The sequence below is a fragment of the Devosia sp. BK genome (assembly GCF_032907385.1).
Lineage (GTDB): Bacteria > Pseudomonadota > Alphaproteobacteria > Rhizobiales > Devosiaceae > Devosia.
Genome location: NZ_JAIMBX010000001.1, coordinates 314083 through 328041, shown reverse-complemented (window position 1 = coordinate 328041; position 13959 = coordinate 314083). Strand labels below are relative to the sequence as shown.

Genomic DNA, 13959 nt, shown 5'->3' with positions numbered 1-13959 from the left:
CTCCAAGAACTTATCGGGCGATCGAGATCGCCTGACCGCCGCTCATGGTGCCGATATAGCGGCCACCCGAGGGGGCGAGGAAGGCAGCGATATTGCCGTTATCATCATATAGCTGGAGCTGGCTGCCCACCTGCTGCCAACCTGTGACGCCAGCGATCTGGGCCACGGTGCAGCCCGGCGAGGACGCACGATAGTAGGACGTGCCCGTCTTAGCCGTCATCGGCAGGTTGAGCTGGCATGTGCTGGCGCCGGCCGTCACCGTCCATACGCCTTCAGGACCAGCCGAGAAACCGGCAGCCGGAGCGCCGACATTGACGATCGAGCTATTGCTGCCCATCGGCGTCGTCATCGAGCCCGATGCGGATGCCGTGGTCATTGGCGCCATGCCGCCAACTGGCGCACCACCAAGCACGGGCGTGCCCGAAAGACCGGGCGCTGGCGTACCCGATGCACCGATAGCGGGCAGCGTGCCCTGCTGTACTGTCGAGGACTGAACCGGCTGCAACTGCTGCGCCGGGCGTACGACATTGAGATTGGCCGTGTTCGACTGGCTGGTGGTCGAACATGCCGCCAGCGTCATCGCGACGAGGCCCAATCCAACCACGGAAGCGGATCCGCGCATCCAAACCTTCATTGGTCACTCCTGCCCGAAGGCTTAAAGGAAATTAACTCTTTAGGCGGCTTATTAACGCAAGCCGCGCTGGGGTTCAACGCCCGTCCCGCATAGAAAACGTCGCTTCTGTTTATGGCGCTTTTACGTGCCACTCTGGCCCATGTCCTTCAACAACTGTTCGACCAGAACCGTTGCATCGGAAGCCTCTGATTCCGGAACGTTTATGCCGACCCCTTCCGGACCGAAGAGATTGGGCACACCAGGAAGGCCGCCATCGCCTTGCTCCATAGGGTGAAATCCATGGGCGCGAAGAGCCACAAGGATGACCCGGGCCACGCTTTCGTCGCGCACCTGCGCAATGGTCATGAAGTTCATCAAAACTCCCTTTCTGCGCCGAATGTGGCCCGCTCTTTGCCGTAGAGGCAATGAAAACCTTGCACAGGTAAACAAGACAACGCGCTTGTGATGTTGCCAAATGTGGCAACAGGTGATGCACTGCAGCCAAGGTCCCGTAAACGCAGGTGATTTGCCCGCGAAAGAAGGATTATCGAGGAAACGAGCTGGAGCCGCGATGGGCGCCTACATCATCCGCCGACTTCTGCTGATGCTTCCCACGATTTTCGGCATCATGGCCGTATCTTTCGTCATCACCCAATTTGCCCCCGGCGGTCCCGTCGAACAGGCGCTGGCCAATATGTCGGGTCAGAACGTCGCCTTGAGCGAGCGCGTCAGTGGCGGCGGCGAGGAGGTGCAATCCCAGCCCGGCCCACAAAACAATCAAAAGGCTGGTGAGTATCGCGGCCGGCAGGGACTGCCGCCCGAGTTGGTCGCCCGAATCGAAAAGCAGTTTGGTTTCGATAAACCGCCGCTCGAGCGCTTCGGGCTGATGCTGTGGAATTATCTGCGCTTCGACTTCGGCCAGAGCTATTATCGCGACATCTCCGTCATCGATCTCGTCATCGAAAAAATGCCCGTTTCGATCTCGCTCGGGCTTTGGATGACTCTGATCGCCTATGGCATTTCGATTCCCCTTGGGATCGCCAAGGCCAGGCGCGACGGGTCCCGCTTCGATGTCTGGACATCGACCGTGGTCATCGTCGGCTATGCCGTGCCCGGTTTTCTGGTCGCTATTGCGCTGGTCGTCCTTCTCGCCGGCGGCAGCTTTTGGCAGGTTTTCCCGCTGCGTGGGCTCACGTCACCCGGCTTTTCGAGCTTCCCAATCTGGCGACAGGTTCTCGATTATTTCTGGCACCTGGTCTTGCCGATCATCTCCATGGGTCTTGGTGCATTCGCCACTGCGACATTGCTCACCAAGAATTCGTTCATCGATGAAATCTCCAAGCAATATGTGACGACGGCCCGCGCCAAGGGACTGACCGAGCATCAGGTGCTCTACGGCCACGTCTTCCGCAACGCGATGATGCTGATCATCGCGAGCTTCCCCGGAGCCTTTATCGGTGCCTTCTTCGGCGGCTCCTTGCTGATCGAAACCATCTTCTCGCTCGACGGTCTGGGGCTGCTCGGCTTCGAAGCCATCGCGACGCGTGATTATCCCGTGGTCTTTGCGACGCTCTACATCTTCTCGCTCCTCGGCTTGGTCATCAGCCTCATTTCCGACCTCGCCTATATGTGGGTCGATCCGCGGCTCGATTTTGAAAGCCGCGACGCATGAGTTCGCTGGCCCTCTCCCCGCTCAACCAGCGGCGCCTTGCCAATTTCAGGAAAAACCGCCGCGGCTGGTGGTCGTTCTGGCTATTTCTCGTGCTCTTCGTGCTGACATCGGGCGCGGAGTTCATCACCAATGATCGTCCTGTCCTCGTCTCTTACAAGGGCGAGTTCCTCGCGCCGGCCTTCGTTACCTATCCCGAGGCAAAGTTCGGCGGTTTTCTGGCCACCACGGACTATCGCCAGCCCTTCATCGCCGAGGAAATAGCCGCCAATGGCTGGTCGATCTGGCCACCGGTGCGCTTCAGCCATGACACGGTCGATGGTTATCTCCCCTCCTCCGGCACCAATCCACCGAGTTGGATGCTGACCTGGGATCAGTTCTGCTCGCGCTATCCCCAAGGAACAGCCGACCCCAATTGCCATCTCGGCAATTATCATTGGCTTGGGACCGACGATCGCGGCCGCGACGTGCTCGCCCGCCTCATCTATGGCTTCCGCATTTCCATTCTCTTTGGCCTGATCCTTACTGTAGTCTCGTCCGTCATCGGCGTCTTTGCCGGCGCCGTGCAGGGCTACTTCGGTGGTTGGCTCGATCTCATCTCGCAACGCCTCATCGAAATCTGGACCTCGGTCCCGGCGCTTTACCTGCTGCTGATCATTTCGAGCGTCATCGCCCCCAGCTTCTGGGTGCTGCTCGGCATCCTCCTGCTCTTTTCCTGGGTTGCGCTCGTCGGCATTGTCCGCGCCGAATTCCTCCGCGCCCGCAACTTTGAATATGTCAACGCCGCCCGCGCCTTGGGCGTCTCGAACCTTACCATCATGTGGCGGCACCTCCTGCCCAATGCCATGGTCGCGACGCTGACCTTCATGCCGTTCATTCTCTCAGGCTCGGTGACCACCCTCACCTCCCTCGATTTCCTCGGCTTCGGCCTCCCCCTCGGCTCGCCCTCGCTTGGCGAACTGCTCGCGCAGGGCAAACGCAACCTCCAGGCACCCTGGCTAGGCCTCACCGGCTTTTTCACCATCGCCATCATGATGACCCTCCTCGTCTTCATCGGCGAAGCCGTCCGCGACGCCTTCGATCCAAGAAAGACGTTCTCGTGACCGCCCCCCTCCTCTCCGTTCGGGATCTGACCATCCGCTTCGGCGCCTTTGCGGCGGCTAAGGGTGTCAATTTCGCTATCGCGCCAGGCGAGACGCTGGCGCTGGTGGGGGAGAGCGGATCGGGCAAGTCGGTGACTGCCCTTTCGGTCCTGAAACTCCTGCCGCCTGCGGCGCAGCTAGAGGGCAAGGTGCTGCTTGATGGGCAGGATCTGCTCACTGCATCCGAGCAAGCCCTACGTGGTGTGCGCGGCAATCAGGTCGGGATGATTTTCCAGGAGCCGATGAGTTCGCTCAATCCGGTCCACACCGTCGGCAAGCAGATCGGCGAGGTGCTCGCGGTCCACCAAGGCATGCGCAAGACCGCGGCGCGGCAGCGGACGCTCGAGTTACTGGGTGAGGTCGGTATTCCCGATCCCGAAAGCCGGATCGACGATTATCCGCACCAGCTTTCCGGCGGCCAGCGACAGCGCGTCATGATCGCCATGGCCCTGGCCAACAACCCAAAATTGCTGATTGCCGATGAGCCGACGACGGCGCTCGACGTCACGGTCCAGGCGCAGATCCTCGCACTGCTGAAATCGCTACAGCAGCGCCATGGCATGGCGATGCTGTTCATCACACACGATCTGACCATCGTGCGCCGGATCGCCGATCGTGTGGCGGTGATGACCGGGGGCGAGATCGTGGAAAGCGGACCGACCGCCGAAATCTTTGCGCGCCCGCAACACGCCTATACCAAAAAGCTGCTCGCTGCTGCGCCCAAGGGCGCGCCCAACCTGCCCAATGGTCACGCGCCGACACTGGTCGAGACCAAGGACCTAAAAGTCTGGTTCCCGATCAAGCGGGGCCTGCTTCGCCGTGTCGTGGGCCATATCCGGGCTGTCGACGGCGTCGATCTCGCGATCAAGCGTGGCGAGACGCTGGGCGTTGTCGGCGAAAGCGGCTCGGGCAAATCCTCGCTGGGCTACGCCATCCTGCGGCTCATTCCATCGAACGGCAAAATCGTCGTGCTCGGCGAGACAGTGAGCCAAAAATCCTCGAAGGGCTTGCGGCCTTTGCGTCGGCACATGCAGATCGTCTTCCAGGACCCATTCGGTTCGCTCAGCCCGCGCATGTCCGTCAGCGAGATCATCGGCGAAGGTCTGCGCGTTCATATGCCGACCCTCTCGTCGACTGAGCGCTCGGCCAAGGTGGAAGCGGCACTCAAGGAGGTCGGGCTCGATCCCGCAGCGGCCGATCGTTATCCCCACGAGTTCTCGGGCGGCCAGCGCCAGCGCATCGCCATCGCCCGCGCTTTGGTGATCGAGCCGGATTTCCTCGTCCTCGACGAGCCGACCTCCGCGCTCGACATCTCGATCCAGGCGCAGGTCATCGACCTGCTCCGCGCCGTGCAGCAGAAGCGCAATCTCACCTACCTATTCATCAGCCACGACCTGCGGGTGGTCAAAGCCCTTGCCCACTCGCTCGTTGTCATGCGCCATGGCAAAGTGGTCGAAACCGGCCCGGCCGCGGCGATCTTTGCGCGGCCGCGCGATCCCTATACCCGCCAGTTGATGGCGGCCGCATTCGATATTGATCCAGTCGGCTCCACCAAGCCGGCAAAAGCCTCCGACGACACTCCAACCCCATAGACAGAGCGCCCCATGAAGTTTTCGACACTCCTTGCTTCCGGACTTCTGACCCTTGGCCTTGCTCTGCCCGCTTTGGCGCAAACGCCCACCGGTGTCTGGGTCTATGCCGACAGCCTCACAGAAGCGCCAAAATATCCCGAAGGTTTTGCGCATTTCGATTACGTCAATCCCGATGCGCCCAAGACCGGCACGGTTCGGCTCGGCACCCGTGGCGGATTCGATACTTTCAACCCGATCTTGCCCAAGGGCGATGCGCCTCTTGGTTTGAGCTTGGTCTATGAGACCCTGCTGACATCGTCGCTCGACGAGGTGAACACCTCCTATGGCTTCCTCGCAGAATCGATGAAGGTCGCCGACGATTTCGGCTCCGTCATCTTCCGCATGGACCCCAAGGCGCGCTGGCAGGATGGCGAGCCGGTGACGGCGGAGGACGTGGTCTGGTCCTTCGACAAGCTCACTGAGCTCAGCCCGATGTATACCCAATATTACGCCAACATCACCAAGGCCGAGGTGACGGCGCCGGGCGAAGTCACCTTCACCTTTAACATGACCGGCAACAAGGAACTGCCGCACATTCTCGGCCAGCTCATGGTGCTGCCGCAGCATTGGTGGGAGGGCACAGACGCCAATGGCAAGAAGCGCGATATCGGTGCCTCGACGCTCGAGCCGCCCATGGGCTCGGGCCCCTATAAAATTACCAGTTTCGACGCCGGCCGGTCCATCACCTACACGCGCGATGAAAACTACTGGGCCAAGGACCATCCGACCCAGATCGGCACCAACAATTTCGACGTCATCGACTACGAATATTTCCTTGATGAATCCGTCTGGTTCGAGGCGTTCAAGGGCGACCAGTTCGACTATTGGAGCGAATATACCGCCCGCCGCTGGGCCACGGGCTTCGACTTTCCAGCCGTTACGGAAGGCCGCGTCGTCCGGGAAGAATTCCCGCAGGATTACAACGGCCGCGGCGACATGACCGCCTTCATTCCCAATCTGCGCCGCGAGAAATTTCAGGATCAGCGCGTCCGCGAAGCGATCAACCTTGCCTTCGATTTTGAAGAGCTGAACAACACGATTTTCTATAATCAGTATGCCCGCATCGACAGCTACTTCTTTGGCCTCCCCTTCGCTGCCAAGGGCCTGCCGCAGGGCGAAACTCTGGCCGTGCTCGATAGCGTGAAGGATGAAGTCCCGCCGGCTGTCTTCACCGAGGCTTACACCAATCCGGTCAATGGCGATCCGACCAAATTACGCGAAAACCTCCGCAAGGCGCTCGGTCTACTGACCGAGGCCGGCTACACGCTCAACGGCACCCAGCTTGTCGATGCCAATGGTCAGCAGCTTTCCTTCGAAATCCTGATGCACCAGCCGACGCTCGAAGCCATCGCTGCCAATCTGCAGCGCAATCTCGGTCAGATCGGCATTGCCGTCTCTGTGCGCATCGTCGATACGCCACAATATATCAACCGGCTGCGCAGCTTCGATTATGACATGATCTATACCGGCTGGACGCAGTCCTTCTCGCCCGGCAACGAGCAGCGCGATTTCTTTGGGTCAGGCAGCGCCAATGAAGAAGGCTCGCGCAATTATGCGGGGATCGCCGACAAGGGCATCGACACATTGATCGATAAGCTCGTCGCCGCGCCAGACCGCGATACGCAGTTGGCCGTGATCGAGGCGCTCGACCGCGTCCTTCTCGCCCACGATTACGTTATCCCCGGCTATGCGCTGCGCTATTCCCGCACCGCCCGCTGGGACCGCTTCAGCCGTCCTGAAACCCTGCCCGAATTCGCCATCGGCTTCCCGAGCATCTGGTGGTGGGATGAGGCCAAAGCGGAAAAGACAGGTGGCGCGGGCCGGTAGTAGGCTTGACCAAGGCGGATCGGAACAGTCCCGGTCCGTCAATTTCACAAACGCGGCGTCATTCCCGCGAAAGCGGGAATCCCATCGCACCGACGCAGAGATTCCCGCTTTCGCGGGAATGACGCGGTGGACGTTCAAGAAGGAGGGTGGAAGAACAACCCGCTATCCGGGCTTACGCGCCACAAGATCAACGAGATGCGACCGGCCTACATGCCGCGCGCCTTCGGCGAGCTCGACATCATGGTCCTGCAGCTGCAAAATCTCGAGACCGGCGAACTTCTCGGCGAGCAAAGCTTCGGTATAGAGGTTCTCGATCATGCTCGGCCCACCGGTCTTGTACTCGAGCTGGCGCGGGCCATAGCCTTCCAGGATCAGCAGGCCACCGGGCTTTAGGGTGCGTTGCATGCCCGCAAAGATCGCGTCGCGCAGGTCTGGCCCGGCGAACTGGAAGAAGATGCCGGCAACGACGTCGAACTGCTCAACCGGCCAACCATAAAGCGCAATATCGACGAGTTGTGGATCGAGAGCGACCCCACGCTTCTGCGCCAAGCGCCTGGCCTTCTGGATACCGACCGGAGAGGCGTCAAACGATACGACCTCAAGCCCCTGCTCCGCCAACCAGACACCATTGCGCCCTTCCCCGTCAGCGATGGCCAAAGCCGTCCCAGACTTGGGGAGCAGATGCGCCTGGCGCGCGAGGAAAGCGTTGGGCTCCTCTCCGAAAAGGTACTCGGACGTGCTGTAGCGCTCGTCCCAATAGCTCATCAGTAATCCTGCTCGTAATAGACGCCGACGCTCGAATTCCCATCCTGCCCCGCAGCGCCGCGCACGACGAGATCGTCGGTCACATCGAGATTGATCGACACTTTCGACTGTCCATTGGCCCCAGCCGTGACGCCAAGATAGACATTGTCCTGCAGATAGGTCCCGGCCTGCACGCCAACATTGCCCTGCGCATCTGTGACGACGTCGAGATCGGCGAGGCCGGCCGCACCGCGAAGACCATCGACGAGGCCGCCTCCACCGCCGCCGCCGACGAGCTCCGCCGCCGCGCCCGCAAGCTGAGCCAACTGGATCGGCGACAGTTCGCCCATGGAGCGCTTGAAGATCAGGCGGCTGAGGACTTCATCCTGCGGCAGGCTGGGGTTGGAACTGAAGCTCACATCAGGCGCCGAAGCGCGACCGGAAATGGTGACGAAAACGGTGATGTTGTCGCCCTCGGTCCGTGCCACGAAATAAAGCTGCGGATCGAGATCGCCGACCAGCGTCACAGTGCCCGTCTCGAAATCAAGCCGCTGGCCAAGCACGGAAAGACGACCGCGTTCGAGCGAGAAGGCACCGACCGGCTGGATATTGTTGAGCGGCCCGGCAAGCCGCACCGAACCGCCGACCTCGGCATCGAGACCACGGCCGCGAATGAAGATCTGGTTCGGCGCATTGACATTGACGTCGAGCAAGAGACCAGCCGACCGCGTCTGCGGAACCGGCGCACCAGCCGCATCGATCCGCGCGCGCTGCAGCGTCTGGCTGACGGCAGGCGGGGTATTGATGTGGCGCACATCGATCAGCGGCGTGCCGCCACCAAAGCCTTCCGGAACGGTGATATTGGCGTTTTCGATAGTGACGTCGCCGGCAAGCAGCGGCGTGCCAAGGAGATTTCCCGTCAACCGCAAGCCGCCCGAAACGGTCGCGAGGAAAATCTCGCCATCCGAATAGCGCGCCGAGTTGATCGAGACGCTGAGATCAGCCGGGAATTGACCCGAAATGCCGACGGTACCCGAGGCCGAAACCGAGCCACCCGTCGAAAGGTTGGCCGAAAGATTTTCGATCCGCGCCTGGGTGCCGGCAAGGCTTGCCCGGCCCGTAATGCCAGTCAAACGAAGGTTGAGTTCGGGATCGATGTAGCCCGCTCCCGCGACGGAAACCGAGCCACCAAACTGTGGCGCGGAAATGCTGCCCGAGACGTCGGCGTTAAAATTGGCTGTGCCCGAAAGCTGCCCGCCGCGATCGGCGACAAAGCGGTTGGCGAGCGCCAGGGGCGCCGAACCTGTCAGCGACACGGCCAACCCATTGCCCGCAAGCGGCACACGGCCCGAGCCGGACACGGAGAGACCACCCGAACCATTGGCCGCCAGCCGTTCAAGCGCCACGACATTGTTGGTATAGGTGCCGCTTGCCGTGATGCTCACCGGCGCGATGCCGAAGGGCTGGATTGCGGCCGCATTGATGCCGCTGCCCTGCGCCTGAAACTGCACTTGGGGATCGGACGACGAACCGGAAATGACCGCCGTGCCCTCGAGCGTCCCGGCCAGACCAAGGCTCGGCACGATCGTATTGGCGATAGACAACGGCAGCGCCGAAATCTGGACGCGCATATTGAGCGTTTCGCCTGCCGTACCCGTCGCCGTGATGCTGCCCGAGCCGACATCGAACCGTAGCGCATCGAGCGACACGGCATTGTCGCGAACGATGAGTTCGGTGGGGGAAGCCAGCCGTGCGGCCAGCGTGCCTTGCGTCAGGTTGGCGCGATCGAGAGAGAGACGATAGCCTCCATCGGTCGGCGCCAAAGCACCAGCAACATCGATACGAGTACCGGTCGCAAGCCCGGCCTCACCATCAAAGCGCGTGGTGTCGCCGCTTTGGTCCGCGCGGGCATTGAGGCTCGTTATGGTGGCGCCGGCCGCCTTTACATCGCTGGCAGCAATCGTGCCATTGGCGACGGGAACGCCGAAGAGATCGCTGACTGTCCCGGTGATATCAGCGCGGCCGACGACGATGTCGTTGACCGTCAAACCGCTGGCATTGGCCGTCAGCCCCACCTGCTGCGTGCCATCGACCGGCGCCAGCGCCAGCGCAGCATTGATGCTGCCGGCAGCGTCCTGCAGGAGCAAAGCTGCCGCGAGCGACACATCCGGCGCGACGACGTCGAGCCGGCCCGTCAACAAAGCGGTATCGACCGCACGGCTGACCGAACCAAAAATCCGCGTGCCGGCAATCTCGAAATTCAGGTCCTTGAGCGCCTGCTGCACCTCATCGACCGCAATCTGCGAGGACAGCGTTGCCTGATAGCCATCGAGCATGGCCGAGCCATCGACACTGCCGCTGATCTTGCCGCCAAGCACATCGAGATTGAGCCCAAGCTTTGCATCGCGCAGCGTCCGGTCGATCAACCGGCCGTCCGCCACATTGGCGTCAAGCGCAAGAACAACCGGCGCCTCGGCGCTGGTGGATTTGGCCGTGCCACGCACCTTCAACGCGCCGGAGGCCTGATCGCTCAGAAGGCCGAGATCGGAGAGATCGAGCCCGATGGCAAAATTGGCTTCGGCCGTGCCATAGACGCCATCGGCCGTGAACTGCACCTGCGGATTGGTCACTGCAAAGTCGTCGGCGACGATACCGGCCGGCGTGCGTGCCAGGCGGCCCGACAGCGCCACATTGCCCGCAAGCAAGGCATCGGCCGTCGGATCGTCGATGGTCAGATTATTGCCCGAACCATCAAAGGTCAGGTCGAAGCCGCCGCCGATGAAGGCGAGCGATCCCTCGGCATCGAGCGAGAGCGCACCGGTCAGGTCGCGCCCGGCCAATGCCGAGAACGGCGCGATATTGTCGGTCTGAAGACCGATGCGTCCGCGGAAACCAGCGCCGTCGATATTGCCCGAAAGTCCGGCCGTCAGCGCCTTGCCGACGACGCGCAACTGCGCCAGTTCAATCGGCTGCCCAGCATTCCAGAGGCCAGCAAGGCCAAGCCCGACGCTGTCCCCAAGCGCGGCGATGACAGCCTCGTCGCCGGTAATCCCGGACACGGCACCATCGCCATTGAAGGTGATCATGCGCTTCGTGGGATCAGCGAGAGCGCTCGCGACACCATTGACGTTGAGACCCACGCGCTCGGCCGAAAACTCATCGGTCACGAGCCCGTCGATACCCAGATCAGCCCGCCAATCTTCCGAGCCGTCTTCGCCAAAATCGATGACGAACTGCGCCGCGCGCACCTGCGTCGTGCCCGCCGCCGGCAGCGTCACCAGTCCACCCTGAGGATCGGCGATGGAAGCCTTCAAATCGAGGCGGGAGAGGAAATTGTCGGCCGTGGTGCTGGCCGTCGCTTCAAGCGCCAACTGTCCGCCAGAAATATTGAGGGCGTTGAGATCGAACCCGCCGGCACTGCGCAGGAGGGCATTGGCTGTCAGTCGCGTATCGGCGCCGAAAAACGGCCGGTACTGTTCGGCGATCAGCGTCGAGAGCGGCCCGCCAAGATTAGCGTCGACCAGGAAACCATCGGCATTCTGGGTGATCGTCGAAACGCCCGACAGCGCCGTCTGGCCATTGGCGAGCAGGTTGAGATCGGCGCGCAGATCGGCCACCGGGCCCTGCCCCGCCAGCGTCAACTGCATGGCCGGCCGCCCCTCGATGCTGAGGAGATTGGCGAGGACGCCATTTTCCGGCTCGTTGAGATCGAGGTTGAGATCGATCTCGTTGCTGTCGCGCGCATATTTGAGGTCGAGATCGAGCGTACCGCCTGGGCCATCAAGCCGCACGATATCGAGCGTCGTATCGAGATTGCCGCCATCGAGCTTGAGATTACCCGCCAGCGAAATCTCCGAGCCAAGCCCGAACACGCCTTCGCCGAACGTCACCTTGGGGATCGACAGCTCACCGAGCTCGATCGCCACCGGAAATTCCGGCACCGAAAAACTGCCCGCTTCCGGCGGCGGCAGATCGACGCCTTCGGCCGGAACGGCATTGCGCAGATATTCGATCGAATCCGCTTTCAGCGAATTGACCTGTAGCCGGCCGGTAAACAGCGCCGTCTGGCTCCAGTTGAGGCTGGCATTATTGACGCGCAGCCACACGCCTTCTTGGTCGGAAATGGTGATCTCGCGGATCGTCACGTCCGAACCAAGCGCGCCCTCGATATTGGAGAGACTGATCTGCCGCTCAGGCGTCGAAAGCCGATCCTGCACGAAACTCGTGAGCCAGTCCTTCTGCTCCTGATCCGACCCATCCTGCGCCATCAGCGTCGCGGGAATAGCGGTCATGGGCACAAGAATGAGACCGGCAAAAGCCAGCCGGCGATGATTGCGAGACCAAGCCATCAGAATGCCTGCCCTATGCCAGCGTAGATGGCGTAATCGGGATCGCCCGCCCGCTTGTTGAGGGGAATGGCAAGATCGAGCCGCAAAGGACCAAGTCCGGTGTAGTATCGAGCACCGACACCGGCGCCGAGGCGCAGATCTTCAAGACCGGGGAACGTATCGGCCGCGACATAGCCGCCATCGACGAAACCAACGACCCCGATGCTCTCAGTCACCTTGGCGCGCGCTTCGAGCGAGCCTTCGAGCAGATAGCGGCCGCCCGTCACCTGGCCATTGCCATTATCGACGCCGATCGACTTGAACCCGTAGCCGCGCACGGATCCGCCACCGCCCGAGAAGAACAGTTTGTCTGGCGGGATCTCATTGAGTCCCGGCCCGAGCAGCGCGCCGCCCTTGATGCGGCCGGCAAGCACGAATTGGTCGTTTTCTGAAAAGCCGAAATAGGTGCGCGCTTCCGCAGTGACGCGCAGACCCATCTTGCCGAAAGCAAAGTCATAATAAGGCTCTGCCGTACCCGCGGCATAAATGCCCTCGGTCGGGTCGACCGTGCTGTTGCGGCCATCAAAGGTCGCGCCTGCATAGACGCCCAAAGTCGAGAAATCGCGCGTGCCAAAGACGTCGTCGAAACGGGCGCGCTCATAGCTCGCGCCGCCTTCGAGCGTCAGCTCATCGGAGAGATAGTGGGTCAAGCCGACCCGCCCGAGCGCCGAGGTTTCGGTATAGGTCGGATAGATCGTCCGCTCGGCCGAAATGGCGGCGACGAGATCGGTATCGGGCGTCAAGAAGCCCGGCTTGGTAAAGGTGCCACCGAAGAAATAATCGAACTGCGCCGTATCGATCGGCCAGGCAATGCTGGCAACACGCGCATCGAGCCTAAGCCGCTCGGCCTGCCCGAAAAGATTGCGCCAGAGGTGATAGCCTTCAATGCCGAGCCCATCGACGGTCGAGAAGCTGGCGCCTGCACCAAAGCGGCGGCCGGGCAATTCCTCGACGATCAACTGATAGGGCAAGAGCCCATCGGGTCCGATTTCCTGCGCCGCCTGGAAACGCGCCGCGCGGAACACTTCGAGTCGATCGAGTCGCTTCTGCGCCCGCTCGATCTCGTCGGGATCGTATTCCTGACCCACGGCAAGCCCGGCCTGCTGCCGCACGAATTCGGGGTTCATGCGCTCGGTGCCGGTGACGTTGATATCGCCAAATGCCGCGAGGCGGCCGGGATTGACTGTGATGGTGACATCGACCGTCTGCCGCGCATGGTCGGCGATCACATCGCGATTGACCACTTCTGCCTTGGCATAGCCCTGCTGCTGCCAAGCCTGCACCGCCAATTGCTCGGCGGCGAGAATGACGGAAGATCGCGCAATCTGTCCCGCGCCATAGCCGCGCATGACGGGCAGTTCGACTTCGTCACCGGGATCGCTGGTCAGCGGCGCCTGATTGATGATGGCGACATTGTTGAAGGTGAAAAGCGGTCCTGCCGTCACAGCAATGGTGACATCAACCGGATCGGGCAGGTTCACGTCGGGCGCGAGGGTGGACGCTTCGACCCCACCGATTCGGATGCTGACGGCCGCGCCATAATGGCCTTCATTATAAAGCGCCGCGATGATGCGACGGTAATCACCCCGCGCCTTGGCAATCAGCCCGGCAGCGGCTGAGGCGGGCTCTGATTCGTCCGCGATCAGCGAGGAGGCATTGCGCGCTGCGGTTTCCACCGCGCCGCCCTCGCTCGAGGTGAAGGTCACCACATAGGGCTGGGGGTCGACGATGACGGACTCTTCGGTCTCGTCCTCGAAAAACTTCATGCCAAAGAGTTCAAAACCATAAGCAGGCCCGACCGCTGCGGACAATGCAGCCGCGGCGATACACAAGGCGCCAATACTCGATACCCAACGCGCTCTTTGCAGTGGACCAGTTCCCGACCGTTACGCTTCAACCAATAGGCGGAAGCTGAGAATAGAGGGACGGCAGGAAAGATTGGGTT

General features: G+C 61.6%; 9 protein-coding genes. 4 read left to right on the top strand and 5 right to left on the bottom strand.

Annotation, left to right across the window (positions count from 1 at the left end):
• Nucleotides 1-10: 10 nt before the first annotated feature.
• Nucleotides 11-634, bottom strand: coding sequence for an AprI/Inh family metalloprotease inhibitor (locus DevBK_RS01470; RefSeq protein WP_061910254.1), 624 nt, complete (start codon nucleotides 632-634; stop codon nucleotides 11-13).
• 120 nt (nucleotides 635-754) lie between these two features.
• A complete protein-coding gene (locus DevBK_RS01465; RefSeq protein WP_317184227.1) occupies nucleotides 755-988 on the bottom strand; it encodes a hypothetical protein in 234 nt (77 codons plus the stop codon).
• Nucleotides 989-1184: 196 nt separating this feature from the next.
• Here DevBK_RS01465 and DevBK_RS01460 point away from each other — a divergent pair, with 196 nt between their 5' ends.
• From DevBK_RS01460 to DevBK_RS01445, 4 genes are read left to right on the top strand one after another with little or no spacing between them, the layout of a single operon-like run.
• Nucleotides 1185-2285 carry a microcin C ABC transporter permease YejB gene (locus tag DevBK_RS01460; RefSeq protein ID WP_317184226.1) on the top strand — a complete coding sequence of 367 codons (1101 nt, stop codon included), beginning with the start codon at nucleotides 1185-1187 and terminating at the stop codon, nucleotides 2283-2285.
• Nucleotides 2282-3385 carry an ABC transporter permease gene (locus DevBK_RS01455; protein ID WP_317184225.1) on the top strand — a complete coding sequence of 368 codons (1104 nt, stop codon included), beginning with the start codon at nucleotides 2282-2284 and terminating at the stop codon, nucleotides 3383-3385. Before DevBK_RS01460 ends, DevBK_RS01455 begins: the two co-directional genes overlap by 4 nt.
• The gene (locus tag DevBK_RS01450; RefSeq protein ID WP_317184224.1) at nucleotides 3382-5016 is read left to right on the top strand and encodes an ABC transporter ATP-binding protein; all 1635 of its coding nucleotides are present in this window, start codon (nucleotides 3382-3384) and stop codon (nucleotides 5014-5016) included. The genes DevBK_RS01455 and DevBK_RS01450 overlap by 4 nt, the downstream gene beginning before the upstream one ends.
• Before the next feature lie 12 nt (nucleotides 5017-5028).
• Entirely contained in the window at nucleotides 5029-6882 is a 1854-nt protein-coding gene (locus DevBK_RS01445) for an extracellular solute-binding protein (RefSeq protein WP_317184223.1), read from the top strand.
• 162 nt (nucleotides 6883-7044) lie between these two features.
• Here DevBK_RS01445 and DevBK_RS01440 read toward each other — a convergent pair whose 3' ends face one another.
• Genes DevBK_RS01440 through DevBK_RS01430 form a run of 3 tightly spaced genes read right to left on the bottom strand, consistent with a single transcriptional unit; the run spans nucleotide 7045 to nucleotide 13780 of the window.
• Nucleotides 7045-7647, bottom strand: coding sequence for a class I SAM-dependent methyltransferase (locus tag DevBK_RS01440; protein ID WP_317184222.1), 603 nt, complete (start codon nucleotides 7645-7647; stop codon nucleotides 7045-7047).
• Complete coding sequence (locus DevBK_RS01435; protein WP_317184221.1) at nucleotides 7647-11975, bottom strand: translocation/assembly module TamB domain-containing protein; 4329 nt, start codon at nucleotides 11973-11975, stop codon at nucleotides 7647-7649. The genes DevBK_RS01440 and DevBK_RS01435 overlap by 1 nt, the downstream gene beginning before the upstream one ends.
• On the bottom strand, nucleotides 11975-13780 hold the full coding sequence (locus DevBK_RS01430) for an autotransporter assembly complex family protein (protein ID WP_317184220.1): 1806 nt from the start codon (nucleotides 13778-13780) through the stop codon (nucleotides 11975-11977). The genes DevBK_RS01435 and DevBK_RS01430 overlap by 1 nt, the downstream gene beginning before the upstream one ends.
• Nucleotides 13781-13959 lie beyond the last annotated feature (179 nt).

Coding starts and splice junctions, on each gene's coding strand:
- DevBK_RS01470 (WP_061910254.1), bottom strand. CDS start 634: ATGAAGGTTTGGATGCGCGGATCCGCTTCCGTGGTTGGATTGGGCCTC.
- DevBK_RS01465 (WP_317184227.1), bottom strand. CDS start 988: ATGAACTTCATGACCATTGCGCAGGTGCGCGACGAAAGCGTGGCCCGG.
- DevBK_RS01460 (WP_317184226.1), top strand. CDS start 1,185: ATGGGCGCCTACATCATCCGCCGACTTCTGCTGATGCTTCCCACGATT.
- DevBK_RS01455 (WP_317184225.1), top strand. CDS start 2,282: ATGAGTTCGCTGGCCCTCTCCCCGCTCAACCAGCGGCGCCTTGCCAAT.
- DevBK_RS01445 (WP_317184223.1), top strand. CDS start 5,029: ATGAAGTTTTCGACACTCCTTGCTTCCGGACTTCTGACCCTTGGCCTT.
- DevBK_RS01440 (WP_317184222.1), bottom strand. CDS start 7,647: ATGAGCTATTGGGACGAGCGCTACAGCACGTCCGAGTACCTTTTCGGA.
- DevBK_RS01435 (WP_317184221.1), bottom strand. CDS start 11,975: ATGGCTTGGTCTCGCAATCATCGCCGGCTGGCTTTTGCCGGTCTCATT.
- DevBK_RS01430 (WP_317184220.1), bottom strand. CDS start 13,780: ATGAAGTTTTTCGAGGACGAGACCGAAGAGTCCGTCATCGTCGACCCC.